The organism is Bradyrhizobium sp. AUGA SZCCT0283 (genome assembly GCF_018130385.1).
GTDB lineage: Bacteria > Pseudomonadota > Alphaproteobacteria > Rhizobiales > Xanthobacteraceae > Bradyrhizobium.
Genome location: NZ_JAFCLU010000016.1, coordinates 44,837 through 71,608, shown reverse-complemented (window position 1 = coordinate 71,608; position 26,772 = coordinate 44,837). Strand labels below are relative to the sequence as shown.

The following is a 26,772-nucleotide window of genomic DNA, read 5'->3' as shown; positions in this document are numbered from 1 at the left end:
TCAGTCAAAACTGGGCTGAGGTCTGATCACTTGATCAGACCTCAGCGTGCGCGGCCGGCGGCGCGCTGCAGCGCGCGAGTCACCATGATGCCGCCGACATGTTTGCGGTATTCGACCGGCCCGCGGGCATCCGAGGCCGGCGACATGATCGCGACCGCCGCCGCAGACGCCTTCTTCAGCGAGGCCGGATCGAGGCTGGTGCCGATCACGACCTTGGCAGCGTCCTCGGCGAGCAGCGGCGTCTCCGAAAGATTCGTCAGGCCGATCTTGCAAGTGACAACCTTGCCGCCCGCCATCGTCAGCACGACCGCGGCAGCGGCGGTGGCGTAATCGCCCACCTTGCGCTTCAGCTTCTCATAGGCGTAGCCGTGACCGGCGGCGGGTACAGGGATGGAGATCGCGGTCAGGAGTTCGCCGGGCTCCAGCGCGGTAAAATAGGCGCCCTGGTAGAACTCAGTTGCGGCGACCTCGCGCGCGCCGGACGCGCCTTCGAGCCGATAGCTCGCGCCCAGGGTCATCATCAGCGCCGGCATGTCGTTGCCGGGATCGCCATTGGCGACGTTGCCGCCGATGGTGCCGCGATAACGCACCTGGGGATCGGCGATCAGAAGCACGGTTTCGTCCAGAATGGGCAAGGACATGCCGATCTCGTCGGACGCCAGCAATTCGTGCTGGGTGGTCATCGCGCCGATCACGATTGTGTTGCCGTCGCGGCGGATGCCCTTGAGGCCAGCGATGCCATGCAGATCGACCAGATGCTCAGGGCTTGCGAGCCTCAGCTTCATCATTGGAACCAGGCTGTGGCCGCCGGCCAACGGACGAGCCTCATCGCCCAGGGTCGAGAGCAGTTTGACCGCGTCGGCGACCGTCACCGGCCGGTGGTAGCTGAATGGGCCAGGGATCATGCATCTCCTCCATTCGTCCTTTGCGGACGTTCGAGGCGAAGCTGATTGGAGAGGTTCTAAAACGCAATCGCGTGGGCACAAGGGCGATAAATTCGCACGAAATGCAGATGAACGCGCACGAAATGCGTCAGTCTTGCCGACCTATTCAGGAGGCATGCCGCCTGACCAAGCCGAGCCGGGCTTTGACCTCGGCGATCTTGGCGCGGCTCACGGGTACCCGGTGCGGCGACGGACCGTCGAGTTCGACGATCGCGCCGTCGCCTTCCTTGCGAACCAGCGTAACGTGCGCCATCGCCACGATGTGGCTGCGGTGCACCCGGACGAACAGTCCGGGGTCGAGCTGGGCTTCGGCCTCCGAAATCGACCACGGGCACATCCGTTCCCGGGTCCCGTCATGCACCTTTGTATAGTGCGCGTCGGCCCTGACGCTCCTCACGTCGGCGCTGTCGATGAAATGGGTGCCGTCGGCGCCTTCGACCGGCATCCGTGGCGCGGGCGCTGAGCGGGGCGGCTGGCCAATGCCGCCGAGCGGCGTCGGCCGGAGCCGCGGGCTGGTCGTGGCAGCGCTGGAGTCCGCCGGCGGGATATCTGCGACGCGAACGGTAGCCTGAGGAATGGCCGCCACCGTGTCTGTCGTCTCGGCAACCTTTTTTCGCGGATCCGGCACCAGCGACAGCAGGAAGCCTGCGGCAATCACGAAGCAGAGCAGCGCCACGACCAGCGACAGCATTTGCGATGACGCAGCCAACCCTTCGACGTGGGGATGCGATCCTTGCGACGGTGGAACCAGATGCATGCCGGCCATCGCGGTGTAGTGCATACCTGACACCGCGAAGCCGTAGGCGACCGCGCTCAGTGCGAGTTGCACGCCGCCCTGCCGCGCCAGGAATGCACGCAGGCCGCCATAGGCCGTGGCGATCGCGATCAAGACCGACAGTACGACCATGGCGCCGTCATGCGTCATGGCGAAATTGCCCGACAATCCATGCATGCCGACATAGTGCATGCTGGCGATACCGACCCCGAGCAGTACCGCCGAAGACAGCACGCGGAAAACCGGCGGCTCGCCGACGCTGACGAAGAACAGGGAAATGCCGACGACCAGCGCGCAGATCAGGAACGACACGATGGTGGGCAGCACCAGATAGACCGTGCCTGCCGGCAGCGGCGCCGCCAGCATGCCGACGAAATGCATGGTCCAGATGCCGATGGCGAGAAAGAACGCAGCCCCCGCCAGCAACAGGCGATGACTGGCATCCGGCGTCCCGCGGATGCGCGCGGTGAGGCCGAAGCCGGTGTATCCTCCCAGAATCGCGATCACCACCGAGAGCGCGACGAGATAGGGATCGTGTCCTTCGAGCATGATCGTCTCGGCCGCCCGTCTCCACGGGCGTGCCTCCTCCCGCCGCCGAGTTTATAGACGCGGCGGGGGAATTGACAATCAGCCGATCGTGACTTCGGCCCGCGGTCCAGCCAGGCCGGACCGCGACTCCGTGTTTGAAGCGTTTTCATCCGAAATCGTGATGATCTTACCCAACTATCCCCGCCGCCACTTGTCCGCGCAGCCGTTCCAAACTGTGCAGCGTGTTGGCACAGGCTTCCGCGACCTCGATGCCCTTGATGACGAAATGCTTGCGGAAGAAGTCATGATGCACGGCGCTGTCGTGGAATTGCTGCGGCGTCAGCACCGCGGAGAATACCGGCACCTCGGTCTTGAGCTGCACGTCCATCAGCGCCTTGATCACGGTATCGGCGACGAATTCGTGGCGATAGATGCCGCCGTCGACGACGAGGCCCGCGGCCACGATCGCGGTGTAACGCCGCGTCTTGGCGAGCAGCTGCGCATGCAGGGGTATCTCGAACGAACCCGGCACCTCGAACAGATCGACCTGCGCGCGCGTGATGTGACGCGCCTCGATCTCCTCGAGGAAGGCGATACGGCATTCCTCGACCACGTCACGGTGCCACGACGACTGCACGAACGCGACCCGCTGCGGCTTGACGAAGCGCGGGTACACCGGCGCCGGCGGACGCTCGGGCACGTCAGGGACGTGACTCGCTTCGACCGTTTGGGGGTGGGATTGGACTTCAGGCTCTTGCAACATCTGATTCATGGCTTTCCTCTTTCAGGACCAGAATCAGGGCATACGGAACGACGCCAGCCCACGCGCAAACGCGCGGAGGCCGCCGCAAACCGTTCTCTTTCATCCGGACTGTAACCGTCGGCTTCGGAATCGCACCGAATCTGCTGACCCTTCTTCCCGCATGGAGAGGAAGGCGCTCGCGGGCTTGGGCTACGTCACCCTTACCGCCGGTGGGGATTTTCACCCCGCCCTGAGAACATCGGCCGCCCGGAATGGACGACCTGTTCAAGAATATGACCAAACGCCGGGGTGTCAGCAAGCACCTTTGGCATGGGGAATCGGCATGTCCCCATGCCGCGGGAACAGGGCGCGCCGGCGTGATCCGCGGACGGCCTTACTCAGGCCGCGGCAATTGGGATAGGTTTGCTGCCAACAGGGGGCGCTCAACATGAAACTTCTTCTTCGCCGAGATTTCCTCAAACTCGCCGGCGCACTCATCGCTGCACCTGCCTTGCCGCGACCGGCGTCTGCGCTGGATTATCCGACGCGGCCGACGAAAATCGTCGCCGGCTTCGCCGCCGGTGGCGGCGTCGACATCACCGCGCGCCTGATCGGCCAATGGCTGGCCGACCATCTCGGGCAGCCCTTCGTGGTCGAGAACCGCACCGGCGCCGGCGGCAATATCGGCACCGAGGCGGTCGTGAACGCCGCTCCCGACGGATACACGCTGCTGCTGGCAACGGTGCCGAACGCGGTCAACGCCTCGCTCTACGAAAAACTCAGCTTCAATTTTGTCCGCGACATCGCGCCCGTCGCGGGCGTCATCCGCGTGCCGATGGTGGTGCTCGTCCATCCAGCCGTCCCTGCGCAGACGCTTGCCGAATTCATCACCTACGCCAAAGCCAATCTCGGAAAGGTCAACATGGCCTCGGCTGGCAGCGGCAGCGCGCCGCACATGGCAGGCGAGCTGTTCAAGATGATGACCGGCGTCGACATGGTCCACGTCCCCTATCGCGGCCAGGGGCCGGCGCTATCGGATTTGCTCGGCGGCCAGGTGCAGATCCTGTTTGCGGCTGCGCCCGGCACCGCCGACTACGTCAAGACCGGCAAGCTGCGTGCGCTCGCGGTGACCACGGCCGCGCGCATGCCGGATCTGCCGGAGGTTCCGACGGTGGCGGATTCCGTGCCGCGATATGAAGCCAGCCAGTGGTACGGCTTCGCCGCGCCGAAAAACACGCCGGCCGAGATCGTCGAGAAGCTCAACAAGGAAATCAATGCGGCGATCGCCGATCCCGGCATGACGACAAAGCTTGCCGCCATCGGCGGCGAGACAATGCCGGGCTCACCGGCCGATTTCGGCAAGCTGATCGCAGACGAAACCGAGAAATGGGGCAAGGTGGTTCGCACCGGCGGCCTCAAGCCGGAGTGAGGCGGCCGCCTCCCCTGGAGCCTTTCGGTTCTGATTGCATCGGAGCCCGGCTCCAGGTTTTGTGGTGACGCATTTTCTTTATGCGAACTGGCATCCACTTCGCTGGAAAACGCTATGGCTGCGCCTTGCGCGAAGGCCACGTATTGCGCGGCGCGTGGAGGGAAGCGGCTGAGAACTCCGAGGTCATGGGGCGCATCCTGCGAGGAAGCTGTGCGGCGCCAGCGAATGGGCGTTAACGCGCGATTTGCGAACGGTCTGGGGCGTATCGATGCACGGCGAAACATTCACGAATCCTTAAAGCCGGCGTCCTAGAGGTGTCTATCGCGCCCAACTCCAGATCGCCCGGGCGACGCACAGGAAACAAGCGTGACAGACGCCGCCGACGTTGCCGGCACGGATGCAGCCAGGCCCGCGGACCGGGCCTGGCAAACGCCTGTTCTTCAAACCAACGTTTTGGTGCCGACAGCTATCGCGCTCGGCTCGCTCCTGGCCGGCGCCATCTACACCTGGTTTGCCGGCGAGGACGTCAACTGGGACTGGCAGAACTACCACGAGTACAATGTCTGGGCGGTCATCAACGGCCGCTATGGCATTGATGCGCTGCCGCCCGGCTTCCAGACCTATTTCAATCCGACCGTGTATTTCCCGGTTTATTATCTGCGCCATCTGCTGCCGCTGCCCTACGGCCTGATGATCATCGGCGCGGTGCACGGCCTCAATTTGCTGCTGATCTATTTTCTGATCCGCGTCCTACTGCGGGAAGCGGCGACGGCGAGCGCGATCGGCGCATCGATCCTGATTGCCGCGGTCGGGCCGATGACGCTTTCGGAGGTGGGCACGAGCTTCTCCGACATTCTCACCGCACTTCCGATTCTGGCCGGCTGTGTCCTGATCCTGTCGGCGGATGGATCGCACCACGGACGCTACGTTCTCGCGGGCCTGCTGATCGGCGCGGCCGTCGGGCTGAAGCTGACCAATGCCGTCTATGCGCTCGGTGCCGCCGCCGCCGTGCTCGTCGCTAGCCGGCCACTGCTAGCAACGCTCTGCCTCGGAGTTGGCGGCGCGGTCGGCGCGCTGGCGACGGGCGGCGCGTGGGGGCTGATGCTCTGGCGCGAGATGGGCAATCCGATTTTCCCGCTCTTCAACGCCGTATTTCAGTCCCGGGAATTGGTCCCGATGAACATCATGGACTGGCAATTCCTGCCCCGGGGCATGCTGGACGCCCTGGCGTATCCTTTCTATTGGCTGGTCGGCGACAACAGGAGCTCGGAATATCCGTTTCGCGACGCGCGGTTTGCGGTCGCAACCGTGCTGATCGTGCTCGGCATCGGCCGAGGCCTCGTCACGCGCACCGATATCTTCACGCGCCGCGACACCCAGTTCCTTCTGTTCTTCGTCGTCTCCTATGCGAGCTGGCTCGCCGTGTTTTCGATCCAGCGCTACGCGATCGTACTGGAGCTGTTGTGTGCGCCCCTGATCGTCCTGCTGATTGCACGCGGCATGGCCGGAGCGCCTGGATCGGCCTCACTCCGCGTATCTTCGGTGCGCATGAATGCGGTGATGCTTACGGTTGCCCTGGCCATCGCGTTGTGGTCGCAACCGGGAGACTGGTTCCGCCGTCCGTGGTCCAACCCGTACAACCCAACGATTTCAAAATCCCTCGAGCAGCCCGCGGTCTATCTTCTTCTCGACAAGCCGCTGGCCTATGTCGCCCCGCTGCTGCCGCCGCAGTCGCGGTTCTATCAGATCGCCGACATTGCCCTGCCCATCATGCCCGACGGCAAGTTCGACCGCCGCATCCGCACCGCGTTGAAAGATCCGCTGCCGGGCGGCGCATGGGGATTGCACACGCGCGGCAAGCCGATCCGCGAACCATTGCTGGAGCGGTATGGCTTGCGCGTCGATGCTTCCCGCTCCTGCGTCGAAATCGAAGGCGCGTGGCTAGCGACGGCCATCGAGGCGTGTCCGCTGGTTGCGCGCGAGAAGTAAGACCGCAGCGTTCCCGCCGGTTCTTCAAGCCGCCTGTTGGTCTGCTTTCAGCAGCTCGAGAATTTTCTGCAGCCGCATAACCACGTCGGCGATTTCCAGAAGCTGTTGCCGCTGGTCGATTCCGACCGACAGCAACGGCGCAACTGAATCGGCCAGTATCCCCGGATCGTCGATGTTAGGCAGGCGCAGGCGAACCTGAAGAGGCTTTGGCAGGGCCGTGTAATCGAGGTTGGCATAGATCCGGTACGCGTCGGCCACGGCGCCCGACAGGGCCACGGCCTCCGCTGTCTGGCTGCCGCTCTCTTCGCGCGGCGCAATCTCCGCCGCCAGGAATTCCTCCTCAATCGGCCTGACGACCGCGGCACGTTCGAGTCCGGAGACGACAATCTTGAGGGTCCCATCCGCCAGCGTGAGGCAATTGATCACGCCTGCGGTCACGCCGACCGAATAAAGCGCATCCAGCGCAGGATCGTCGTCGGCCGAGCGCCGCTGCGTCAGCACGAGAACCCGGCGATCCGTCGCCAGAGCGCGTTCGATGGCGCGCTTGGTCTTGTCGCGGCCGACAAAGATCGGCGCGATCATTTGCGGAAACAGAACGAGATCCCGCATCGGCACGATCGGAACGACGGCTCCGGACGGCTTGGCTGCTAAACTGGTGGCGGGCGGCGGCGCCTCCGACGGCGCGGATATCGGCTCGCTGTGCTGAATCTTCGCGGCCAGAAAATTCCAGTCGGGAAAACCCAACGCCTTGGCAACCAGTTCCAGACTCTCACTGTGGGTCAGGGAAACAGACTTGGCCTTGAGGGCCTCGCGCAGGGTGTGCGCTATAGCTTTTGCATCGCGGAAATCGCGCATGGGATCGTCCTCTGCATTGGCGAACGAGAAATGTCAGGCGCTTGCGTTACTGACTCGTTCGCTTGGGCAAAGGGTGCCTGAAGCGGCTCGATACGTTCACCGTACCCCATGAAGGGGCGCAAGCAGCGGGTCGTATCCACCCGACGAAAAATATGCGCCCCGGTCCGAGCGGCTGTCAATTGCGGAATGGCGATGACATTCGTCCGGGCCGTGGACGTGGGAGACGTGCACTTCGCGCACCGGTCCTTCAAATGCCTTGATCGTGCCTATGATGCCGGGCGACGTGAAGCTGGCCGGATTGATAATGGCGCCGACGTCCTCGTGCGCGGGAGGCGGGAACCGGGTCTCTGCCAGGTCATCCCAGGGGAAATTAACAATCCATTAACCATTGTGGCAGACCTGCCCGATTTCTCCGGACTCCGCGACGCTCGAATCCGATTCCGGTTTGTTCTCAAATTAATTGCTGTGGCCGCGATCTGCTGTGGACGACGCCGCTTTGGCCTGTGGACGGACTCAGGGGTCAGTTGCGCGGATTCCGCAAATCACATCACTTGAGCGTCAGCAGGCCCCGGGACGACCAGCGATCAGGGGATTGCAGTCGGCGGCGCCGCCTAAGTTCAACGCGCGCCGGGCTCCGTGGTGCGTATCAGAAGAATTCAAAAACAAGGTCGAGACGGCATGTCCCTCCTCGAAGGCATTATCGATTCCCGGAACAACCCGTTGGCGGTGGTCGAGGACATTGCCGCCGACAACAACTGGGCGTTCGAGCGCTCCGGCGAAGACGAAGTCACCATCGTCTCCAAGGGCAACTGGACGGACTATCAGCTCTCCTTCACCTGGATGGCGGAGATCGAGGCGCTGCACCTGGCCTCCGCCTTCGACATGAAGATTCCGCCAGCGCGCCGCGCCGAAGTGCAGCGGCTGATCGCGGCGATCAACGAGCAATTATGGGTCGGCCATTTCGACATCTGGACCCATACCGGCATGATCATGTACCGGCAGGCGCTGGTGCTGCCGGGTGGGCTGAGCGCCTCGACCGCGCAATGCGAGGCCATGCTGGCCGGCGCCATCCACGCCTGCGAGCGCTATTACCCCGCGTTCCAGTTCGTGGTCTGGGCCGGGAAGACTGCGTCGGAGGCGATGAGCGCGGCGATGTTCGATACCGAGGGCGAGGCGTAGGCCCCGCCGCTTCCGCAGACACGATGTCGTCCCTGCCAAAGCAAGGGACCCAAGCGCCGTGACCTCTGGGGCTCCAGCAAACTGCTTGTAGCCCCTCTCTCGCTTCACTAAAAACTCCTGTGGTTATGGGTCCCTGCTTTCGCAAGGACGACGGAGCATATGGTGACGTCTTGAGCACAAACGCACTTCAAAACCTCCACGGCACCATCGCACTCGCCGGCGCCGGCAAAATGGGCGGCGCAATGCTGACGGGATGGCTGGCCGGCGGCCTCGACGCCAGGCGCGTCGTGGTGATCGAGCCGCATCCCTCGCCCGATATCGGCGCGCTGGCGGCGCAAGGCGTCCGGCTCAATCCAACGGCAAAGGATACCGGCGAGGTCGACACGCTGGTGGTCGCAGTGAAGCCGCAATCGTTCCGCGAGGCCGGCGCCACGTTCAAGCCGTTCACCGGCCCGTCGACGCTGGTGGTCTCGATCATGGCCGGCACGACCATCGCCTCGCTCGAAGCGGTCTGCGGCGGCAGCGTGGTTCGCGCCATGCCCAATACGCCGGCCGCGATCGGCCGCGGCATCACGGTCGCGGTCGCAGCCAAGAGTGTCAGCGCCGCGCAGCGCGCGATTGCGGATGCGCTGTTGCGCGCCACAGGCGCGGTGGAATGGGTCGACAAGGAAAGCCTGATGGACGCCGTGACCGCGGTCTCCGGCTCCGGTCCGGCCTATGTCTTCCTGCTCGCCGAAGAACTCGCGCGCGCCGGTGTCGCCGCCGGCCTGCCGGCAGAGCTTGCCGCCCGGCTCGCCCGCGAAACCGTCGCCGGCTCCGGCGAACTGCTGCATCGCTCGGAACTGGCGCCCGCTACCCTGCGCCAGAACGTCACTTCGCCAGGCGGCACCACGGCCGCCGCACTGGATGTACTGATGGGGCCGAACGGCATGCAGCCGCTGCTGACACGCGCCGTGGCCGCGGCGACGCAGCGTTCAAGGGATCTGGCGAAGTAGGGATCGTGGATGAATCGTCCGGTGGGCAAAGCGAAGTGTGCCCACCATCTTCGACATACACAAGAATGGTGGGCATGGCGCAAGCGCGCTTTTGCCACCCGGCTCCGAGCAAGCAGCTACCTCCCCGCAAGCCGCTTCGTAAACATCTCGACATTGACGAGGCCGCGGGCGTGGCGGCCGTCGCCTATTCTGCGCTCGCCCTCGAAGGCTTCGACCTCGAAGCGGATCACGCGGCGCTCCACCGCGACAACTTTTCCTGTGACCCGCACCGTCGCGCCGACCAGCGAGGCGCCGAGATGGCGGATATCGACCTCGGTGCCGACCGTGATCCAGCCGGGCTGAAGGTGGCCCCTGATGGCATCGCTGGATGCCATCTCCATTTCCAGGATCATCATCGGCGTCGCATAGACCATCGGCATATCAGGCACGAAATGCCCGACCGTGCGCTCGGCCGGCACGACCAGCGTCCGCTCCGCACTCATGCCGACCTTGATGAACTCACGTGCGTCCATGGATTTGTCCTGAGGCACAACCGCTTCCACAAGCGTCGTCCCGGCCTTGAGCCGGGACCCATAACCACGAATGGCAAATGTTGCAGTGAGCTGCAGCTCCAGCCTTGCTCACAACTCACATCGGTGGTTGTGGGTCCCTGCGTTCGCAGGGACGACGAAAGGTGAGGCCAAGCTACTTTTTCGCCGCGGCAGCCGCCGCCGCGCGCTCCACAAATGTCTTGCCGCCCTTCATCTTGTGGGCCAGCGGCGCTTCGTTGATCTGGATCACCACCGCATCGGCATCGACGCCGAGGTTCTTGACCAGCGCCTGCGTGATGTCACGCATCATGCCAGCCTTCTGTTCGTCGGTGCGGCCGGCGGCCATGCTCACGGTAATCTCAGGCATTGTGATCTCCTCGTTGCTTTTCTTTTCGTCATGACCGGGCGTATCCCGGCCATCGGCGATCTCCCCTATCAAACAAGACGTGGATGCCCGGCACAAGGCCGGGCATGACGCCTGGCACGAATGGCTATCCCCACTTCACGTCATGGCGCGCCAGCACTTCGCGCACGGCGTCGACGAGCTTGCCCTGGTCGACCTCGTATTGAGCCTCGGCCTGTTTCTTCAAATACTCTTCGCGGTCCTTGATCTCGGTAAGCCCCGCACCAAGGATGAGATCCTTGATCTGGATCTTGCCATTCGCCCTTTCGTCCGACCCCTGGACGATCGCGCAGGGCGCATTTCGCCTGTCGGCATATTTCATTTGCTGGCCAATGCTGTGCTTTGGATTTCCAAGATACAGCTCGGCACGGATGTTCGCGTTGCGAAGACTAGCGACCATCTTTTGATAGTCGGCGATTTCTCCTCCGAACACCGTGACGACCACCGGGCCAAAGGCCGGCTTGGTGTCGAGCTTGCCGAGCAACGTCAGCGCGGCCTGCAGGCGCGACACGCCGATGGAAAATCCCGTCGCCGGCACCGGCTCGCCGCGGAAGCGCGAGACCAGCCCGTCATAGCGGCCACCGCCGCCGACCGAACCGAAGCGGACGGGGCGGCCTTTTTCGTCTTTGGTTTCGAGCGTGAGTTCGACCTCGTAAACAGGACCGGTGTAATATTCGAGACCGCGGACGACGGAGGGATCGATGACAATCTGATCCGACCCATAGCCGGATGCCGTGACAAGCTTGCTGATCGCGTCGAGTTCGTCGCGGCCTTCCTGGCCGATCTTGCTGTCGCGCAGCCGCGCGTCGATCTGCGCGCCCTGCTCGATCGCGCCGACGACCAATGCGATGTCATCGGACTTCAGGCCAGCGCCCTTTGTGAAATCACCTGACTCATCTTTGCGGCCATCGCCCAGCAATTGCCGCACGCCGGCAATGCCGAGCCGATCAAGCTTGTCGATCGCGCGCATCACGGTCAGCCATTGCCCATCATCCGCGATGCCGAGCGCGTCGCGCACCCCGTCAAGCACCTTGCGGTTATTCACCTTCACCACATAGCTGCCGCGGGGAACGCCGAGCGCTTCCATCGTGTCCGCCGCCATCATGCACATCTCGGCATCGGCCGCGGGCGAAGCGGAGCCCACCGTGTCGGCATCGAACTGCATGAATTGGCGGAAGCGGCCGGGACCCGGCTTCTCGTTGCGGTAGACATAGCCGGCGCGATAGCTGCGATACGGCTTCGGCAGCGCGTCGAAATTCTCTGCGACATAGCGCGCCAGCGGCGCGGTCAGGTCGTAGCGCAGCGAGATCCACTGTTCGTCGTCGTCCTGGAACGAGAACACGCCCTCGTTCGGCCGGTCCTGGTCGGGCAGGAATTTTCCGAGCGCGTCGGTAAACTCCATCGCCGGCGTTTCGACCGGCTCGAAACCGTAGCGCTCATAGACCTCGCGGATTTTCTCGACCATCTGGCGCGTGGCGGCAATCGCCGCCGGGCCACGATCTTCCAGCCCGCGCGGCAGGCGGGCGCGGAGTTTCTGGGGTTTTTTGGGTTTTTCAGCCATGGGGCGCGTTGGTACCAGCCAAGGCCCGGCCGGGCAACCGTTGGGCATCATTAAAGCAAGGTTCATCATGGCCGGGCATAGCCGTCCGAAGGACGGCGTCGCTTCCGCTCGCCTATGACCCGGCCATCCACGGCTTTCTTTGTCGGCGCTTTTGCCCGGGCATGACGGAAACTTGCGGTTTGGACCCTGGTGATTGTCGAGCCGCAGCGCCTTGCCCTTGGGCCTCCCTTAAGGGGTTTCCAACCTCGCGCGAAGCGCATCGGCGTCGGCCTTCGGCATTGCTTTCAGCAGCGGCTTGATGGTCTCGCCGCCAACTATCTTGCCGTTCCGCATGAACATCCAGTCCGAGATGTCGGCCTCCTTGAACAAGGCCACCTCGCCGGCCTTCTTGCCGGGCAGATCGCGCGGCGCGTTGGCGAACCGTCCCGAATAGCGGCCATCCGCGGTCTTCTTCACGTCTGCCATCCAGATGTGCTCGCCATTATTCCTCGGATTTGGAAACCGCACCTTGAGGGAGTGACCGGTCTCCGACGGTTTTGGCGCATCATAGGAGGCCCAGAACGTCGGTAACGTGGCCCGCGCCTTTGCGATCGCGGCATTCCCCGCGCTTCCTACATTCAGCGTGTTGGCCTTTGAGACGCAAAAGGGACGCGCCGCAGCCGCCAATCTAGGAACCACACTTTGCGCGCCGAATTATTTGTAGGTCTCCAAAGGAGAGATCTATGAAGAAGCTTATCACCGTCACCGCTCTTACGCTCCTGTGCGGCTCGGCCTTTGCCCAGAATACCGGCCCCGCTCCGCAGACCGGCATGGAGAAGCCCGGAACGACGAACGGCGCCAAGCCAGATGGTTCGATGGACACCACCGGCATGAGCGCAACCAAGGGCAATATCAAAAGGGACAAGGACAATGCACCGGCCCCGAAGGACGAAAAGAAGTAAGCCGTTCGCTAACGCGGCGGACGCATCAAGCTATATGTCGATGAGAACTTGGATGCATTTGGATGCATTAAGGCGTCAAGCTTCACAGGTTCGCCGGTATCTTGCCAGAACAGTTTTTGACAGAGGCTGCCCGCCATTATGATGCGGTGGTGGCCGCCGACCAGTGTACCGTCTTTCGTTGCCTTGGCGATGATCTCGCCGTCTTCGTTCACGATGTTTCTCATGTGCCCTCCGTGTTCCTCTTGTCCGCCCGTTCCTGAGCGCTCCAAGATCGTGGCCATGATGGCTTCGTATTTCGCCTGAAAACCGGCTCGCTCCGATCAGGTTGTGCAGCGCGGCGTCGCAGATGCTGCTGCCGGCTGGAAATGCTTCGTCAATCTTCGGCATCACCAACGCGGCTCCGACCGGCCGAGTTCCTCTATCCAGTTCAACAACCATGACACCGTGGGACGCGGCCAAGGCGGCTGCAGCGGCCATTGCGGACGAAGTCCATGCCGAATAAGGGGGTTTGCATCCGCGGAGACAGACCGCTCACTCGTCGCCTCACCTCGTGAGGCGAGACCCTCTCCCACTGTTCAGACCGGAGACAAGGTGGACAGGTGTTCGGAGACATCGTGGACACTTTCGACAGCCCACAAGGGGAGAGGGAAAAGGGAACCTGTCGAAAGGGAAACCTACGCCGCCGCAGCCTTACCCTTGGGCTGCACTTCGGCGGTGTAGTCCGCCATCAACTGCTCGGAGATCTTGCCGGGCGTAAATTTCCACTGGCCGATCTCGGACACCGGGGTCACTTCGGCGGCGGTGCCGGTGATGAAACATTCAGTGAAATGAGAAAGCTCCTCCGGCATGATGCGGCGTTCGATCACCTCGATGCCGCTGCGCTTCGCGAGGTCGATCGCAGTGGCGCGGGTGATGCCGGCGAGGAAGCAATCGGCGATCGGCGTGTGGATCTTGCCGTCCTTGATGAAGAAGATGTTGGCGCCGGTGCACTCGGCGACGCGGCCCTGCCAGTCCAGCATCATGGCATCCGCATAGCCTGCACGCTCGGCCTTGTGCTTGGAGATGGTGCAGATCATGTAGAGACCGGACGCCTTCGCCATCGCCGGAATTGTCGCCGGATCGGGCCGCCGGTATTCGGCCATGCCGATCCGGATGCCCTTCAGCTTCTCGGCGGGATCGAAATAGCTCGGCCAGTCCCAGGCGGCGATCGCGAGATGAATGGTATTGGTCGGCGCCGAGACGCCCATCATCTCGGATCCGCGCCAGGCGATCGGGCGGAGATAGGCATCCGGCAGGTTGTTCCTGTCGATCACGAGCTGTTTTGCGGCATCGATCTCGGCAACAGAATACGGAATCTCGAAATCGAGGATGTTGGCCGAGTTCCTCAGCCGCTCGGAATGCGCCGTGCTCTTGAAGACCTTGCCGCCATAGGCGCGCTCGCCCTCGAACACGCAGCTCGCATAGTGCAGACCATGGGTCAGGACGTGGACGTTGGCGTCCTTCCACGGCACCAGTTTGCCATCGTACCAGATGACGCCATCGATCTTGTCGAACGAAACTCCCATGGCTTCTCTCCCGATTTGGCGCGAGATTCGCGCCTGACACTCCCTGATTAATTTCCAGTCTGCACGCGCGTCGACGCAAAGCGCGGCGCAGAGCCCCGTGCTCAAGTTGAAACAGTGTGCTTGTTGCAGAGCGGCGGGATAATTCCGCCGCCGGTCACAGGACCTTTCTGATCCAGTCGTGCGGGTCTTCAGCGCGGCCGTACTGGATGTCGACCAGCTTCTTGCGCAGCCCCATGGCGACAGGGCCGGCCGCGCCGCCGCTGATCAGAAACTCGCCGCTCGCGGAGCACACCTTGCCAATCGGCGAGATGACCGCCGCCGTACCGCAGGCGAAGGCTTCTTTCAGCTTTCCGCTGGCGGCATCGGTGCGCCACTGGTCGATCGTGTAGGCCTCCTCGCGCACGCGCGTGCCGGAATCGTTCGCCAGCGTGATGATCGAATCGCGGGTGATGCCCGGCAGGATCGTGCCGAGCGGCGGCGTCAGCAGCGACCCGTCGTCGAATACGAAGAAGACGTTCATGCCGCCGAGTTCCTCGATGTAGCGGCGCTCGATCGCATCGAGGAAAACCACCTGATCGCAGCCGTGCTCGATCGCCTCGGCCTGCGCGCGCAGGCTCGCGGCATAATTGCCGCCGCACTTGACGGCGCCGGTGCCGCCGATCGCGGCGCGCGTGTAGTTCTCCGACACCCAGATCGACACCGGCGCAGGTCCGCCCTTGAAATAGGAGCCGACCGGCGAGGCGATGACGGCGAAGATGTATTCCGCTGACGGCTTCACGCCGAGGAAGACCTCGCTCGCGATCATGAAGGGCCGCAAATAGAGACTGCCCTCGCCGCCCGGTATCCAGGCGCTGTCGATCCGCACAAGCTGCTCGACCGCTTCGATGAACACAGCCTCGGGCAGCGGCGCCATGGCCATGCGCTCAGCCGAACTCTTAAAGCGCCTTGCATTGGCGTCAGGGCGGAACAGGTTCACGCCGTTGTCGCGCTTGTAGGCCTTGAGGCCCTCGAAAATCTCCTGCGCGTAGTGCAGGACGGCTGTGGCCGGATCGAGCGGGAAATTCGCGCGAGCTTCGACGCGCGCGCCATGCCAGCCGTTGGCCTGATTGTAGCGGACGATCGCCATGTGATCGGTGAAAATCCGGCCGAAGCCGGGGTCCGCGAGCCTTGCCGTGCGCTCCTTCTCAGGAGTCGGATTCGCCGCAGGCTGGATTTCGAATTTCAAGCTCATTCCCTTGCTTCCCGCTGTCGGGCGCGATTACTGGCGCCGGCCTGCCGCTCCGGGCCTGCTGGGTTAATAGGTCTGGACTTCACCACCACCAGCCTCGCGGCCGGTCTCCATCGCCGTCATGTCGGTTGAGGACATGCTTTTGCGGGATGCCGAAGTCCAGTATGTTTGTCGAAATGCCGCTCGACAATCGCACGGTAGTTCATTTGCGGCCGTTGCCGCCATTGCTGGCTTTTTTCCGGCTGCCTGACACGTCACCAGGTTCGAAACGACTTAAAGTTTCGTCGTGGTTGGCAGTTTTGTAACATTGAACCCAAGATATGTCAACATGACTGACATAAATTTCTCAAGGGGCCCGGCCGACCCCGATTCGCAAGGCGCCGCCGGCACATCCCCTGCCACGCGGGCCGGCGAAATGCGCTGGGACATCATCGAATTGTTGTTCTTCGCCTATCGCGACTTCGTGGGCGATGCCGACCATGAGCTCGAGGCTTTCGGGTTCGGCCGCGCCCATCACCGCGTGATGCATTTCGTCTACCGCTATCCCGGCCTCAAGGTCGCCGACCTCCTGGACGTATTGCGGATCACCAAGCAGTCGCTTGGCCGGGTACTCAAGCAGTTGCTCGATGAGGGCTACATCGTCCAGAAGACCGGCAATAACGACCGCCGGCAGCGCCTTCTTTACGCCACCCCCAAGGGCGAAGCCTTGGTGGCAAAGCTCGCAGGGCTGCAGACCGATCGCATCACCCACGCGCTCCGGGACATCAATCCGGAGGGCGTCGCTGCGATCAGCCAGTTCCTGCGCGCGATGATCGATCGCGACGACCCCGACAAGGTGTTAGAGGCGATCTTCGGGATCGGCAGCAAGAAGCCAAGGGAGTGACCGTGGCGCAAGGAGTAACCATCGCTGCAGCCACCGCGCGCGCGCCGCGGCAGCTGGCCGACGACGCCCCGCATCTCCTGCTGGTCGACGATGACCGCCGCATCCGCGATCTTTTGTCGCGGTTTCTGTCCGGCGAGGGTTATCGCGTCACCACGGCGTCGAGCGCGGGCGACGCGCGCGCCAAACTGCTCGGCCTGCATTTCGATCTTTTGATCCTCGACGTCATGATGCCCGGCGAAACCGGCTTCGAGCTGGCCCGCTTCATTCGCACCTCGTCCTCGGTGCCGATCATCATGCTGACGGCGCGCCATGAGGCGGAAGCGAGGATCGAGGGCCTGCAGATCGGCGCCGACGATTATGTCGCCAAGCCGTTCGAGCCGCGCGAACTGATCTTGCGGATCGGCAACATCCTCAAGCGCTCCGCGCCGCCGCCGGTGGAGGCGCTGGAGCAGATCGCGTTCGGCCCTTACGTCTATCATCTCGACCGCGGCGAACTGCGCCAGGGCGAGGAGATCATTCACCTGACCGACCGCGAGCGCGAAATGCTGCGCATTCTGGCCGCCAGCCCCGGCGAAACCGTGCCGCGCGCGGCGCTGACCGGCGGCGGCACGGTGAACGAGCGCGCGGTCGACGTGCAGATCAACCGCCTGCGGCGCAAGATCGAGCGCGATCCCGCCAATCCGCTGTTTCTGCAGGCGGTGCGCGGCATCGGCTATCGCCTGGTCGCGTCGCCCTGAGCAACTCATGAGCACGCTCGACACCGGCCTGACGTTCATCCGCAATGCGTCGCGACGCGTCTCCAGGGCCAATGGCTGGATGGGCAACGCGTTCAAGAGCTGGATGCCGACCGGCCTCTACGCCCGGGCGCTCCTGATCATGATCGTGCCGATGGTGATCCTGCAAACAGTCGTGGCGTTCGTGTTCATGGAGCGGCACTGGAACACGGTGACGCGTCGGCTGTCGGCGGCTGTGGTGCAGGACATCGCCAGCCTGATCGACGTCTACAACTTCTATCCGCAGGACAAGGAGCGTGCGCAGTTGCGCCGCGTCGGGCAGCGGCTGCAGCTCGTGGTCGATTTTCTCCCCGTCGGCGACATGCCGCCGCCGGGGCCGAAACCGTTCTTCTCGCTGCTCGACCAGACGCTCTCGGTGCAGCTCGGCCGCCAGATCGGCCGTCCGTTCTGGATCGACACCGTCGGCAAGTCCAATCTGGTCGAAATACGCATCCAGCTCGACGATGTCGTGATGCGGGTGTTCGCGCAGCGCAGCGCCGCCTACGCCTCGAATTCGGAGATCTTCATCTTCTGGATGCTGGGTACCTCCTCGATCCTCTTGATCGTCGCGGTATTGTTCCTGCGCAACCAGATCAGGCCGATCCTGCGGCTGGCGGACGCCGCAGAAAGTTTCGGCAAGGGCCGCGAAGTGCCGAACTTCCGCCCGCGCGGGGCGCGCGAGGTGCGGCGCGCGGCGCAGGCATTCCTGGAAATGAAGGCCCGCATCGAGCGCTCGCTCGAGCAGCGCACCGCGATGCTGGCCGGCGTCAGCCACGATCTGCGCACCATTCTGACCCGCTTCAAGCTCGAGCTCGCACTGATCGGCGACAGCCCCGAAGTCGACGGCATGCGCAAGGATGTCGACGAAATGTCCGGCATGCTGGAGGCCTATCTCGCGTTCGCGCGCGGCGACAGCGGCGAGATCGCGCAGCCGACCGATATGGAGATGGCGCTGGAAGAATTACGCAGTGATGCCGAGCGCCACGGCCATACCGCGACGGTGACGTTCCATGGCCTGCCGGTGGTGACGGTGAAACCGGCCTCGTTCAAGCGCTGCATCGCCAACCTCGTCTCCAATGCGGCGCGCCACGCCAAGACGGTCGCCATCACCGGTCATCGCGATCACCGCTATCTGACGGTGACGGTCGACGACGACGGGCCGGGCATTCCCGCCAATATGCGCGAGGAAGTGTTCAAGCCGTTCCTGCGGCTCGACGATGCCCGCAACCAGGACGAAGGCGGCACGGGCCTAGGGCTGGCCATCGCCCGCGACATCGCCCGCTCGCATGGCGGCGACATCACACTCAGCGACAGCCCGATGGGCGGATTGAGGGCTGCGGTAAGGGTGCCGGTGTAGGCGCCACGTAGCCCAGCGCAGCAATCCGGGCTACGTGCTGCAACCGCGATAAATCGCTACTTCCCCGGCTGCTTCGGGATCAGCGCCTTCAGCTTTTCCATGTCCTTGATGTTCATCTTCATGCCGCCGGGCATCATGATGTCGCCAGGCTTCTGGTCGGCCTTGCAGGCGCCGAGCCACTTCGCCTCGATCGTCGAGGTGCTGTCGCGCGGCGCGCCGGCCATCCCACCCTCGGTGTGCGAAGTCGATTTCACGGTGTAGGCGGAATTGAAGTCACCAGTGATCTCGGCCTTTGATTTGATCGTCATGCCGGCGACGCCGCAGACGGAATCGGTGACATAGCCGGCCGTCGTCTTCTGGATGTCCTGCTTGGAGCAGATCTCCTTGGCCATCGGCGACATGGCGGTGCTCATGTCCTTGTCCGTGGTCTCGTCGGTGCATTGCTGCATGGTCATCTCGGGCACTGACCCGCCGCTCAGCACCTTCATCTCCCATAGTCCGGCCTTGCGCACCGGCAACTCCACGGCGACGGCGCCGCTCACCTGCAGCAGGGCAAGCAAACCAACGGCCGAACAAGACACAAGAAGCAGTCGTTTCATGCGTAGGCTCCCGCTGAATTCTTCCACGCTATCGTCTTCGCGCGAAGTGAACACACGCCTCGCGTGGCGAAAACATGTCCAGCCGGAAAAACCAAATAGAGGCCGCGCTCAGTAAAGCGTGCGCAGCGGCCGCTCAGCGGCGCCGTAGGGCACCCAGCGGCAGGCAAAGGAAACGTAGCCGCCGTAATTGGGCTGCACGCCGAGGAATTTCACCACCTTGCCGTAGCGGGCGCAGTGATCGACGGCGAGTTGGCGGGCATCAGCCTGCATCGCGAGCGGATAGGCGATGATGCCGCCGGTGTCATTGCCCTTGAACGGCGGCACCCAGTCGATATCAGCCTGCGCAGGCGCGCCCGCCAGCATTCCACCCATGACAATCAGGCCCGCGGCCACAATTCTTCGCATCGCAGACTCCATTTCGCTCGAAGCCCACCATAGTGTGCGCCGATGGCCGTGAAAAGAACGGTTGCAGCACGAGGCGGACTTGGCCGTCAGGTGTTGCCGCGCTGCACTTGACCTCGTCAGGGCTTCGCGGCACCGTCTCGGGTCTTGGCTTACCGGCGGATTCCCCATGCGCAACCTGTTCAAATCCTTGAGAACACTCGGCCCCAAAACACTTGGCCCGATGACGGCGGCGCTCGCCCTGCTGGTCTCCAGCCCTGCCGCCCAGGCCGCCAACCCGCTGGAGCTGAATTTCGGGCTGTTCGGCCCCCGCTATGACGGCCGCGTCGCCGAATGCGAGCGGGCGCTGACGACGATCACGTCGCAATTCCAGCAGAAGGAGAGCAAGTTCTGGAATTCGTCGCTGACGATCACCGCCTACGGCCGGATCCACGAAACCGCGTTTCGGCCTTGGCAGTCCGACAACATTCCGCGCCGCTATTGCAGCGGTGACGTGATGCTGAGCGACGGCAAGATGCGCACCGTGCACTTCTCGATCATCGAGGATGGCGGCTTTGCCGGCTACGGACAGGGCGTCGAATGGTGCGTGACCGGCCTTGACCGTAACTGGGCGTATAGCCCCGGCTGCCGGGCCGCCAGGCCCTGACTCCTGACCCTCGCCGATTGAACAGGCCGGCGTGGCTGACTTCCGCGGCCACCTATTTTTGTTCTTGAAATGTTCCGGTTCCCTGCTAGGCTCCCGGTAGTCGAGTAGAGGGGCTTTCGATGAACCGATCCGTCATTATTTCGCGGCTTCTGATTTCGCTGGCTCTTATGGTCGTTTCCGCCGGGATGGCGTGCGCGCAGGACCGCCGGCAGAACGCCCCGGGCGAGTTCGATTTTTATGTCCTTGCCCTCTCGTGGTCGCCCTCGTTCTGCGAGGCGGCGGCCGAGCGGGGCAATAGCGGGCGCTCGCAGGCCCAGTGCGAACGGCCCTATTCCTTTGTGGTTCACGGCCTGTGGCCACAATATGAGCGCGGCTTTCCCGAATATTGCCAGCGGCCCTCGCCGCGGCTCGATCGCAACATCATGACCTCGATGCTGGACCTGATGCCGGCGCCCGGCCTGATCTTCAACGAGTGGGACAAGCACGGCACCTGTTCGGGCCTTGGCGCGCGAGCCTATTTCGAGAGCATCCGCAAGGCGCGCGCGGCGGTGAAGATCCCCGAGGAATTCCTGCAATTGTCGGAGCAGAAAACCATCGCTCCGGGCGATCTCGAGGCCGCCTTCATCAAGATCAATCCGGGCCTGAGCAGTTCGGCGATTTCGGTGACCTGCTCGAGCCGGCGCCTCAGCGAAGTGCGGGTCTGCCTGAGCAGGGACATGCAATTCCGCGCCTGCGAGGAAATCGACCGCCGCGCCTGCCGCCGCGACGAAGTGGTGATGCCGCCGGTGCGGGGCGGCTGAAGATCCTCTTCCGCCATGCCAAGGCATGGCGGCCCGCCCTGCGCAGACTGCCCAGGGTTGTCTGCGTTCCCGGTCATCCACGTCTTTATCGTCGTCTGCAAGGTACGTGGATGGCCGGGACCCCTCTCCGCCAAAGCTGCGTCGGGTCTTCAGCCCTGCCGCGGGGGGCGTTTGCGAAGGGGGACAAGCCCGGCCATGACGCGTAGAAGACGCTACCTGCGTCTTCTCCAATGGGTCAGCCGACTGCCATGAACTACCGACACGCCTTCCACGCCGGCGGCTTTGCCGATGTCATCAAGCACATCGTGCTAGTGCGCATGCTGACCTATCTGCAGGAAAAGCAGGCCCCGTTTCGCGTCATCGACACCCATGCCGGCGCCGGGCGCTACGATCTCACAGGCGAAGAAGCGCGCCGCGGCGGCGAATGGCTGACCGGCATCGCGCGGGTACTGCAGGCGCGGTTTTCGGAAAACGCGCTGCCGCTGGTCGCGCCCTATCTGGATATCATCAGGGCATTCAACGCGCCGGGCAAGCTTGAGACCTATCCCGGATCGCCCCTGATCGCCCGCGCGCTGCTGCGGCCGCAGGACCGTCTCACGGCCTGCGAAATCGAGTCTGGCGCCCGCAGGCAACTGATCGATGCGCTGCGCCGCGACAGCCAGGCGCGGGTGGTCGATCTCGACGGCTGGACGGCGCTGCCGGCTTTCGTGCCGCCAAACGAGCGGCGCGGCCTGGTGCTGATCGATCCCTCGTTCGAGCAAAAGGACGAATTCGAAAGGCTCGCCGGCGGATTCGCCGAAGCCTACGCGAAATGGCCGACCGGCAGCTATCTGATCTGGTATCCGGTGAAGAGCCGGCGGGCCACCGACACCCTGGCGCGGCTTGTCGCGGGCGCTGCCGCCGCCAGCAAGCCCGCGGGCAAGTGTCTGCGGCTCGAATTCAGCGCCGCGCCGCAGGCGCCGGGCGGGCCCCTCACTTCCACCGGCCTTCTGATCGTCAATCCGCCGTGGACGCTGGCAGGTGAACTGAAGACAATTCTACCCGAACTTGAAAAACCGCTCGGCCAGGGCGGCGCCGGCCGTTTCAGGCTTGAGACGCCCAAGCCCTGAGGACTACCTCTGAAAAGTGCGATTGGGCCATAGGCAATTCGCGCAAATCCGTATTATGCTCAGGCCGTTGGGACTGGCTTTACGTTCCGCTTCCGCGAATGGTTGCGGCGGAGTGATCAAGGCCGAATAAAAATCCAGGTCGGTCGGCCGCGTGAACCCGATCGGCTCAGGTGGCCAAGCTTCCGGCAGCGAATGTCCGGTCGGCTGATACGCAAGATACGCGTAGCGGCAGAGCAATACGGGGGAGGAGTTTCCCGATGGCCATGACTGGAACAGTCAAGTTCTTCAATGGAGAACGCGGCTACGGCTTCATCAAGCCCGATGATGGCGGTCGCGATGTGTTCGTGCACATCACCGCCGTCGAGCGGGCCGGACTGAAGGATCTGACTGAAGGGCAGCGCATTACGTTCGAGGTCGAACCGGACAAGAAGGGCAAAGGCCCCAAGGCGGTCAACCTGGTGATTTCATCGTAAACCGACGCTCGCGTTGGACGCGGACTGAATTTTTGGCTGCGAAGATTGCGCTGGACACGGCATCGGCGCCCAGAGGGTTGAGGTGTGCGGCGAGCCGCGCGCGTAACTCTGGCCCGAAGGCAAAAAAATCCCGGCGACTTACCGCCGCCGGGAGGTGATAGCCGATAGTTTCTTTGTTCTCAGAAGCGATAGTTTACGCCGGCCCGGATCAAGCCGAACCGGTAACCATTTGACGCGCCTGTAATGACGAAATTGCTGTTGGCCAGATCGACATAGAGGTATTCGACCTTGGCGCTCCAGTTCGGGGCGAAGCCCATCTCGGCGCCGACACCGAGCGTCCAGCCTGCATTGGTATGGGATTCCGACAGGCCGAAGGTGGTGGCGCGCAGCTCGCCGAAGGCCAGACCGCCCGTGCCGAAAAGCAGAACGTTGTTGAGCGCGTAACCGGCGCGGCCGCGAACCGTGCCGAACCAGGGGTTGGAAAATTTCCACGGTGCGAAGGTTTCTTCGGCGCCGGTCGCCTGGATGTCGCCTTCGACACCGAACACCCAAGCTCCGTTCTGCCAGTTGTAGCCGGCCTGGACACCACCCACGAAACCAGACGGCTTGGTCGGATTGTTGGCGACCGAACCCCAGGCATAGCCGAGGTTGCCGCCGAGATAGGGACCGGCCCAGCTATAGGCATTGAGCGGCTGGTTGACGGTATAGGGTGCGCGCGATCCGTAGAGGTCGGCCGCCCGCGCCGACATGGTCCAGCCTGCACCGATCAGCGCCAGTGCGCCCAACACAAACCTGCTCATCACGCAACTCCACGCAACTGCCGCGACCACGCCGGGCGAGACACCGGTCTGGTTACGGAACTGCACTTTTTTCCAGTAAGATTTATCGAGAGTTTTAAGTTAAAGGGTTGTTAAGCCGGGTTACCGCCCGCTCATCATTCTTAACGAAGCGTTACCGGCGCCTTCCCCGGGAGAGCGCACCGCGAACGCTGGCGATGCTGCCCTGCAGCGCTTAAATTCAGGCCCATGGATCACGATTCTACCGACCATCCGGAACCCCCGCGCAAGGCGCGGCGGGGTTCCCAGCCGGATCTGCCGCCGCAGGACCTGATCGCCGCCGACGTCGATCCCGCGACATCCGCCGCCGAGGAGGACGACGAGGCGCGCCTGCCGGAAGCCCCGGAGGAAGCTGCCGAGGCGATCGCCGAAGGCCCGCTGGCGGTCGGCCACGCGGCCATCGAAAACGCGGTGCGGCTGGCGCCGACCTCTCCCGGCGTCTACCGCATGCTCAATGCCGCCAGCGACGTGCTGTATGTCGGCAAGGCGAAAAACGTCCGCAAGCGGCTTGCTTCCTATGCCCGCGTCAACGCGCCGCTGCCGGCGCGCATCCTGCGCATGATCGCCGCGACAATGACGGTCGAGATCGTCTCCACCTCGACCGAGACCGAAGCGCTGCTGCTGGAAGCCAACCTGATCAAGCAGCTGCGGCCGCGCTTCAACGTGCAGCTGCGCGACGACAAGTCGTTTCCCTACATCCTGATATCAGGCGACCATTGGGCGCCGCAGATCCTCAAGCATCGCGGCGCGCAAAGCAGGCCCGGACGATATTTCGGGCCGTTCGCATCCGCAGGCGCCGTCAACCGCACCATCACGGCGCTGCAGCGCGCCTTCCTGATCCGCTCCTGCACCGACGGTTTTTTCGAGAGCCGCAGCCGCCCCTGCCTGCTCTATCAGATCCGCCGCTGCTCGGGCCCCTGCACGCGCGAAGTCGACTTCTCCGGCTATAGCGAGCTGGTGCGCGAGGCGACCGATTTCCTGTCCGGCCGCAGCCATGCCGTGAAGGAGTTGCTCGCCGCCGAGATGGAGAAGGCGTCCACTGAACTCGAATTCGAGACCGCGGCGCTCTACCGCGACCGCCTCGCCGCGCTGTCGGCGATCCAGTCGCAGCAGGGCATCAATCCCCGCACCGTGGAAGAAGCCGATGTGTTCGCCATCCATCAGGAGGGCGGCTATTCATGCGTCGAAGTGTTCTTCTTCCGCACCGGCCAGAACTGGGGCAACCGTGCCTATTTTCCTCGCGCGGAGAAATCGTTCACGCCGGAGGAAGTGCTGGCCTCGTTCCTCGCGCAATTCTACGACGACAAACCGCCGCCAAAGCTCATCCTGCTGTCGCATGAGATTGAGGAAAGCGCGCTGCTGGCCGACGCACTCTCGGTCAAGGCCGGCTTCAAGGTGGAAGTCTCGACGCCGAAGCGCGGCGAAAAGAAAGAGCTGATCGCGCACGCGCTGACCAATGCGCGCGAGGCGCTCGGCCGCAAGCTGAGCGATACCGCAACCCAGAGCCGCCTGTTGCAGGGCATGGCGGCCACGCTCGGACTGCCGCAGGTGCCGAAGCGCATCGAGGTCTACGACAACAGCCACATCCAGGGTACCAACGCCGTCGGCGCGATGATCGTGGCGGGGCCGGATGGCTTTATCAAAAACCAGTACCGCAAGTTCAACATCAAGTCCGAGGGACTGACGCCCGGCGACGACTACGCGATGATGCGCGAGGTGCTGGAACGGCGCTTCAAGCGGCTCCTGAAACCGCCGGAGGGCGACGCCGTCAAGGCGAAAGCCGACGATGATTCGTTTCCGCAATGGCCCGACCTCGTCATCATCGACGGCGGCCGCGGCCAGCTCAACGCCGTCAGGGAGATTTTCGAGGGTCTGGGATTGACGCAGGTCTCCCTGATGGCCGTGGCAAAAGGCCCGGACCGCGATGCCGGGCGGGAGACTCTGTTCATGCCGGACCGCGAGGCCATCAAGCTCGAGCCGCGCGATCCGGTGCTGTATTTCATCCAGCGGCTGCGCGACGAGGCGCATCGCTTCGTGATCGGCTCACACCGCAAACTGCGGAAAAAAGACATCAGGGAAGCCGGCCTGCAGGAAATCCCGGGCATCGGCCCGTCACGCAAACGTGCCTTGCTGCATCACTTCGGAACGCTGAAGGAGATCGAGCGGGCCTCGATCGCGGACCTCGGCAAGGTTCCAGGCGTCAGCGCCGAAAGCGCCCGCAAGATTTTCGAGTTTTTTCATGCGCAGCCAGGTTAGGGGACTTCGAGTCGAAAGGTACGTGTCATTTGGACGTCGCCTGCGACAGATGATCTAGGTCCGCACGGTTGACCTTCACGCTCCAGCGGTATTGGTAAGACGGATGAACATCGCAACAACCAGGGGGCAGACCAAGAGCCTGTCCCTGCCGAATATCCTGACCTACGCCCGTATTGCCGCTATCCCGGTAGTGGTCGGCTGCGTTTTTGCCCAGTCCATCCTGGACGGCCCGCTGTGGCTGCGCTGGGTGGCCCTGGCTGTCTTCATCGCCGCGGGAGTCACCGATTATCTGGATGGCTACTATGCGCGAATCTGGGACCAGCAATCCGCCTTCGGCCGGATGCTCGATCCGATCGCCGACAAGCTCTTGGTGGCGTCCTGCCTGTTGATGCTGGCGGCCGACAACTCGATCCACGGCTGGACCCTGTGGGCGGCCATCGTGATCCTGTGCCGCGAAATCCTGGTCTCCGGCTTAAGGGAATATCTGGCGGCCTTGCGGGTCAGCGTGCCCGTGACCAAGCTGGCGAAATGGAAGACCACGATCCAGCTGGTCGCGATCGGCTTCCTGATCGCCGGCGAGGCGGGCGAGCAGATTCTACCCTCGACCACCCTGATCGGGATCGCGCTGTTGTGGATGTCGGCGATCTTCACGATCTACACCGGCTGGGACTATTTCCGCGCCGGCATCCATCACCTCATCAAGGAGGATGAGGGATGAGGGTGAAATATTTCGCCTGGGTACGCGAGCGGGTGGGCATGGCGGAGGAAACCGTCGAGCCGCCGGCCGATGTGCGCACGGTAAGCGACTTGATCGGCTGGCTCTCCAGCCGAGGCGAGGCTTATGCCTACGCCTTCGAAAAGCCGAAGGTGATCCGCGCCGCAATCGACCACGCCCATGTCAAGCCGGACGCTGCGATCGCTGGCGCGCGCGAGATTGCGTTCTTCCCGCCGATGACCGGCGGTTGAGCTTTCAC

At 63.5% G+C, this 26,772-nt stretch carries 30 protein-coding genes and 1 riboswitch; of the genes, 15 read left to right on the top strand and 15 right to left on the bottom strand.

Translation table 11 applies throughout. The annotated features are described in order from the left end of the window. Positions 1-41: 41 nt before the first annotated feature. From JQ624_RS21915 to JQ624_RS21905, 3 genes are all read right to left on the bottom strand, one after another. Entirely contained in the window at positions 42-905 is an 864-nt protein-coding gene (locus JQ624_RS21915) for a xanthine dehydrogenase family protein subunit M (protein ID WP_212420970.1), read from the bottom strand. Between the two features lie 145 nt (positions 906-1,050). Continuing rightward, positions 1,051-2,268, bottom strand: coding sequence for an MHYT domain-containing protein (locus tag JQ624_RS21910; protein WP_212420969.1), 1,218 nt, complete (start codon positions 2,266-2,268; stop codon positions 1,051-1,053). 166 nt (positions 2,269-2,434) lie between these two features. After that, on the bottom strand, positions 2,435-3,019 hold the full coding sequence (locus JQ624_RS21905) for a 6,7-dimethyl-8-ribityllumazine synthase (protein ID WP_212420968.1): 585 nt from the start codon (positions 3,017-3,019) through the stop codon (positions 2,435-2,437). Positions 3,020-3,097: 78 nt separating this feature from the next. Next, positions 3,098-3,251, bottom strand: a riboswitch (FMN riboswitch). A 186-nt stretch (positions 3,252-3,437) separates the two neighbouring features. On the opposite strand from JQ624_RS21905, the gene JQ624_RS21900 reads away from it, so the two are divergent. After that, complete coding sequence (locus JQ624_RS21900; RefSeq protein ID WP_212420967.1) at positions 3,438-4,418, top strand: tripartite tricarboxylate transporter substrate binding protein; 981 nt, start codon at positions 3,438-3,440, stop codon at positions 4,416-4,418. A 366-nt stretch (positions 4,419-4,784) separates the two neighbouring features. Continuing rightward, complete coding sequence (locus JQ624_RS21895; RefSeq protein ID WP_312014466.1) at positions 4,785-6,407, top strand: glycosyltransferase family 87 protein; 1,623 nt, start codon at positions 4,785-4,787, stop codon at positions 6,405-6,407. A gap of 24 nt (positions 6,408-6,431) precedes the next feature. Here the strand turns inward: JQ624_RS21895 and JQ624_RS21890 are convergent, their stop codons facing one another. Together JQ624_RS21890 and JQ624_RS21885 are read right to left on the bottom strand one after the other, a co-directional pair. Continuing rightward, a complete protein-coding gene (locus JQ624_RS21890) occupies positions 6,432-7,262 on the bottom strand; it encodes an LON peptidase substrate-binding domain-containing protein (protein WP_212420966.1) in 831 nt (276 codons plus the stop codon). A gap of 96 nt (positions 7,263-7,358) precedes the next feature. Continuing rightward, positions 7,359-7,565: a hypothetical protein gene (locus JQ624_RS21885; protein WP_312014471.1), complete on the bottom strand. Its 207-nt coding sequence runs from the start codon at positions 7,563-7,565 to the stop codon at positions 7,359-7,361. Positions 7,566-7,940: 375 nt separating this feature from the next. Here JQ624_RS21885 and JQ624_RS21880 point away from each other — a divergent pair, with 375 nt between their 5' ends. Continuing rightward, entirely contained in the window at positions 7,941-8,441 is a 501-nt protein-coding gene (locus tag JQ624_RS21880; protein WP_212420965.1) for a YbjN domain-containing protein, read from the top strand. Positions 8,442-8,566: 125 nt separating this feature from the next. Then, a complete protein-coding gene (gene proC / locus JQ624_RS21875; protein WP_212421068.1) occupies positions 8,567-9,436 on the top strand; it encodes a pyrroline-5-carboxylate reductase in 870 nt (289 codons plus the stop codon). A gap of 116 nt (positions 9,437-9,552) precedes the next feature. Here the strand turns inward: proC and JQ624_RS21870 are convergent, their stop codons facing one another. From JQ624_RS21870 to JQ624_RS21855, 4 genes are all read right to left on the bottom strand, one after another. Then, entirely contained in the window at positions 9,553-9,948 is a 396-nt protein-coding gene (locus JQ624_RS21870) for a thioesterase family protein (protein ID WP_212420964.1), read from the bottom strand. A 172-nt stretch (positions 9,949-10,120) separates the two neighbouring features. Further along, positions 10,121-10,333, bottom strand: coding sequence for a tautomerase family protein (locus JQ624_RS21865; RefSeq protein WP_028350741.1), 213 nt, complete (start codon positions 10,331-10,333; stop codon positions 10,121-10,123). 124 nt (positions 10,334-10,457) lie between these two features. Continuing rightward, positions 10,458-11,930 (bottom strand): histidine--tRNA ligase, encoded by a 1,473-nt coding sequence (hisS, locus tag JQ624_RS21860; protein WP_212420963.1) that lies wholly within the window; start codon positions 11,928-11,930, stop codon positions 10,458-10,460. A 228-nt stretch (positions 11,931-12,158) separates the two neighbouring features. Next, entirely contained in the window at positions 12,159-12,608 is a 450-nt protein-coding gene (locus JQ624_RS21855) for a DUF2314 domain-containing protein (RefSeq protein ID WP_212420962.1), read from the bottom strand. 44 nt (positions 12,609-12,652) lie between these two features. On the opposite strand from JQ624_RS21855, the gene JQ624_RS21850 reads away from it, so the two are divergent. After that, entirely contained in the window at positions 12,653-12,871 is a 219-nt protein-coding gene (locus tag JQ624_RS21850) for a hypothetical protein (RefSeq protein ID WP_212421081.1), read from the top strand. A gap of 8 nt (positions 12,872-12,879) precedes the next feature. Here JQ624_RS21850 and JQ624_RS21845 read toward each other — a convergent pair whose 3' ends face one another. From JQ624_RS21845 to JQ624_RS21835, 3 genes are all read right to left on the bottom strand, one after another. Next, on the bottom strand, positions 12,880-13,152 hold the full coding sequence (locus JQ624_RS21845; protein ID WP_212420961.1) for a hypothetical protein: 273 nt from the start codon (positions 13,150-13,152) through the stop codon (positions 12,880-12,882). Between the two features lie 393 nt (positions 13,153-13,545). Then, complete coding sequence (locus JQ624_RS21840) at positions 13,546-14,436, bottom strand: branched-chain amino acid aminotransferase (protein ID WP_212420960.1); 891 nt, start codon at positions 14,434-14,436, stop codon at positions 13,546-13,548. Positions 14,437-14,590: 154 nt separating this feature from the next. Beyond that, positions 14,591-15,667 (bottom strand): branched-chain amino acid aminotransferase, encoded by a 1,077-nt coding sequence (locus JQ624_RS21835; protein ID WP_212420959.1) that lies wholly within the window; start codon positions 15,665-15,667, stop codon positions 14,591-14,593. Between the two features lie 325 nt (positions 15,668-15,992). On the opposite strand from JQ624_RS21835, the gene JQ624_RS21830 reads away from it, so the two are divergent. Genes JQ624_RS21830 through JQ624_RS21820 form a run of 3 tightly spaced genes read left to right on the top strand, consistent with a single transcriptional unit; the run spans position 15,993 to position 18,677 of the window. Then, a complete protein-coding gene (locus JQ624_RS21830) occupies positions 15,993-16,547 on the top strand; it encodes a MarR family winged helix-turn-helix transcriptional regulator (protein WP_212420958.1) in 555 nt (184 codons plus the stop codon). 2 nt (positions 16,548-16,549) lie between these two features. Next, a complete protein-coding gene (locus tag JQ624_RS21825) occupies positions 16,550-17,284 on the top strand; it encodes a response regulator transcription factor (RefSeq protein WP_312014465.1) in 735 nt (244 codons plus the stop codon). Between the two features lie 7 nt (positions 17,285-17,291). Then, on the top strand, positions 17,292-18,677 hold the full coding sequence (locus JQ624_RS21820; protein ID WP_212420957.1) for an ATP-binding protein: 1,386 nt from the start codon (positions 17,292-17,294) through the stop codon (positions 18,675-18,677). Between the two features lie 56 nt (positions 18,678-18,733). Here JQ624_RS21820 and JQ624_RS21815 read toward each other — a convergent pair whose 3' ends face one another. Both JQ624_RS21815 and JQ624_RS21810 read right to left on the bottom strand, forming a co-directional pair. Next, positions 18,734-19,276: a DUF3617 family protein gene (locus JQ624_RS21815; protein WP_249129977.1), complete on the bottom strand. Its 543-nt coding sequence runs from the start codon at positions 19,274-19,276 to the stop codon at positions 18,734-18,736. Positions 19,277-19,384: 108 nt separating this feature from the next. Then, entirely contained in the window at positions 19,385-19,681 is a 297-nt protein-coding gene (locus tag JQ624_RS21810; RefSeq protein ID WP_212420956.1) for a hypothetical protein, read from the bottom strand. A 166-nt stretch (positions 19,682-19,847) separates the two neighbouring features. Between JQ624_RS21810 and JQ624_RS21805 the strand changes: the two genes are divergently transcribed. The 4 genes from JQ624_RS21805 to JQ624_RS21790 all read left to right on the top strand — a co-directional run bounded on the left by JQ624_RS21805 (position 19,848) and on the right by JQ624_RS21790 (position 22,706). Further along, a complete protein-coding gene (locus tag JQ624_RS21805) occupies positions 19,848-20,324 on the top strand; it encodes a hypothetical protein (protein WP_212420955.1) in 477 nt (158 codons plus the stop codon). A gap of 167 nt (positions 20,325-20,491) precedes the next feature. Further along, positions 20,492-21,124, top strand: a complete 633-nt coding sequence (locus JQ624_RS21800) for a ribonuclease T2 family protein (protein ID WP_409334359.1) — start codon at positions 20,492-20,494, stop codon at positions 21,122-21,124. A 248-nt stretch (positions 21,125-21,372) separates the two neighbouring features. After that, positions 21,373-22,233, top strand: a complete 861-nt coding sequence (locus JQ624_RS21795) for a 23S rRNA (adenine(2030)-N(6))-methyltransferase RlmJ (protein ID WP_212420953.1) — start codon at positions 21,373-21,375, stop codon at positions 22,231-22,233. Between the two features lie 257 nt (positions 22,234-22,490). After that, positions 22,491-22,706: a cold-shock protein gene (locus tag JQ624_RS21790; RefSeq protein ID WP_028350729.1), complete on the top strand. Its 216-nt coding sequence runs from the start codon at positions 22,491-22,493 to the stop codon at positions 22,704-22,706. 179 nt (positions 22,707-22,885) lie between these two features. On the opposite strand, the gene JQ624_RS21785 is transcribed toward JQ624_RS21790, so the two are convergent. Further along, positions 22,886-23,506 (bottom strand): outer membrane protein, encoded by a 621-nt coding sequence (locus JQ624_RS21785; protein WP_212420952.1) that lies wholly within the window; start codon positions 23,504-23,506, stop codon positions 22,886-22,888. A gap of 225 nt (positions 23,507-23,731) precedes the next feature. On the opposite strand from JQ624_RS21785, the gene uvrC reads away from it, so the two are divergent. From uvrC to moaD, 3 genes are all read left to right on the top strand, one after another. Then, the gene (uvrC, locus tag JQ624_RS21780) at positions 23,732-25,798 is read left to right on the top strand and encodes an excinuclease ABC subunit UvrC (RefSeq protein ID WP_212420951.1); all 2,067 of its coding nucleotides are present in this window, start codon (positions 23,732-23,734) and stop codon (positions 25,796-25,798) included. 103 nt (positions 25,799-25,901) lie between these two features. Next, positions 25,902-26,516 carry a CDP-diacylglycerol--glycerol-3-phosphate 3-phosphatidyltransferase gene (pgsA, locus tag JQ624_RS21775; RefSeq protein ID WP_212420950.1) on the top strand — a complete coding sequence of 205 codons (615 nt, stop codon included), beginning with the start codon at positions 25,902-25,904 and terminating at the stop codon, positions 26,514-26,516. Then, the gene (moaD, locus tag JQ624_RS21770) at positions 26,513-26,764 is read left to right on the top strand and encodes a molybdopterin converting factor subunit 1 (RefSeq protein ID WP_212420949.1); all 252 of its coding nucleotides are present in this window, start codon (positions 26,513-26,515) and stop codon (positions 26,762-26,764) included. The genes pgsA and moaD overlap by 4 nt, the downstream gene beginning before the upstream one ends. Positions 26,765-26,772: the final 8 nt, after the last annotated feature.

Coding starts and splice junctions, on each gene's coding strand:
- JQ624_RS21915 (WP_212420970.1), bottom strand. CDS start 905: ATGATCCCTGGCCCATTCAGCTACCACCGGCCGGTGACGGTCGCCGAC.
- JQ624_RS21910 (WP_212420969.1), bottom strand. CDS start 2,268: ATGCTCGAAGGACACGATCCCTATCTCGTCGCGCTCTCGGTGGTGATC.
- JQ624_RS21905 (WP_212420968.1), bottom strand. CDS start 3,019: ATGAATCAGATGTTGCAAGAGCCTGAAGTCCAATCCCACCCCCAAACG.
- JQ624_RS21900 (WP_212420967.1), top strand. CDS start 3,438: ATGAAACTTCTTCTTCGCCGAGATTTCCTCAAACTCGCCGGCGCACTC.
- JQ624_RS21890 (WP_212420966.1), bottom strand. CDS start 7,262: ATGCGCGATTTCCGCGATGCAAAAGCTATAGCGCACACCCTGCGCGAG.
- JQ624_RS21880 (WP_212420965.1), top strand. CDS start 7,941: ATGTCCCTCCTCGAAGGCATTATCGATTCCCGGAACAACCCGTTGGCG.
- proC (WP_212421068.1), top strand. CDS start 8,567: ATGGGTCCCTGCTTTCGCAAGGACGACGGAGCATATGGTGACGTCTTG.
- JQ624_RS21870 (WP_212420964.1), bottom strand. CDS start 9,948: ATGGACGCACGTGAGTTCATCAAGGTCGGCATGAGTGCGGAGCGGACG.
- JQ624_RS21865 (WP_028350741.1), bottom strand. CDS start 10,333: ATGCCTGAGATTACCGTGAGCATGGCCGCCGGCCGCACCGACGAACAG.
- hisS (WP_212420963.1), bottom strand. CDS start 11,930: ATGGCTGAAAAACCCAAAAAACCCCAGAAACTCCGCGCCCGCCTGCCG.
- JQ624_RS21850 (WP_212421081.1), top strand. CDS start 12,653: ATGAAGAAGCTTATCACCGTCACCGCTCTTACGCTCCTGTGCGGCTCG.
- JQ624_RS21845 (WP_212420961.1), bottom strand. CDS start 13,152: ATGGCCACGATCTTGGAGCGCTCAGGAACGGGCGGACAAGAGGAACAC.
- JQ624_RS21840 (WP_212420960.1), bottom strand. CDS start 14,436: ATGGGAGTTTCGTTCGACAAGATCGATGGCGTCATCTGGTACGATGGC.
- JQ624_RS21835 (WP_212420959.1), bottom strand. CDS start 15,667: ATGAGCTTGAAATTCGAAATCCAGCCTGCGGCGAATCCGACTCCTGAG.
- JQ624_RS21830 (WP_212420958.1), top strand. CDS start 15,993: ATGACTGACATAAATTTCTCAAGGGGCCCGGCCGACCCCGATTCGCAA.
- JQ624_RS21820 (WP_212420957.1), top strand. CDS start 17,292: ATGAGCACGCTCGACACCGGCCTGACGTTCATCCGCAATGCGTCGCGA.
- JQ624_RS21815 (WP_249129977.1), bottom strand. CDS start 19,276: ATGAAACGACTGCTTCTTGTGTCTTGTTCGGCCGTTGGTTTGCTTGCC.
- JQ624_RS21810 (WP_212420956.1), bottom strand. CDS start 19,681: ATGCGAAGAATTGTGGCCGCGGGCCTGATTGTCATGGGTGGAATGCTG.
- JQ624_RS21805 (WP_212420955.1), top strand. CDS start 19,848: ATGCGCAACCTGTTCAAATCCTTGAGAACACTCGGCCCCAAAACACTT.
- JQ624_RS21800 (WP_409334359.1), top strand. CDS start 20,492: ATGGTCGTTTCCGCCGGGATGGCGTGCGCGCAGGACCGCCGGCAGAAC.
- JQ624_RS21795 (WP_212420953.1), top strand. CDS start 21,373: ATGAACTACCGACACGCCTTCCACGCCGGCGGCTTTGCCGATGTCATC.
- JQ624_RS21790 (WP_028350729.1), top strand. CDS start 22,491: ATGGCCATGACTGGAACAGTCAAGTTCTTCAATGGAGAACGCGGCTAC.
- JQ624_RS21785 (WP_212420952.1), bottom strand. CDS start 23,506: ATGAGCAGGTTTGTGTTGGGCGCACTGGCGCTGATCGGTGCAGGCTGG.
- uvrC (WP_212420951.1), top strand. CDS start 23,732: ATGGATCACGATTCTACCGACCATCCGGAACCCCCGCGCAAGGCGCGG.
- pgsA (WP_212420950.1), top strand. CDS start 25,902: ATGAACATCGCAACAACCAGGGGGCAGACCAAGAGCCTGTCCCTGCCG.
- moaD (WP_212420949.1), top strand. CDS start 26,513: ATGAGGGTGAAATATTTCGCCTGGGTACGCGAGCGGGTGGGCATGGCG.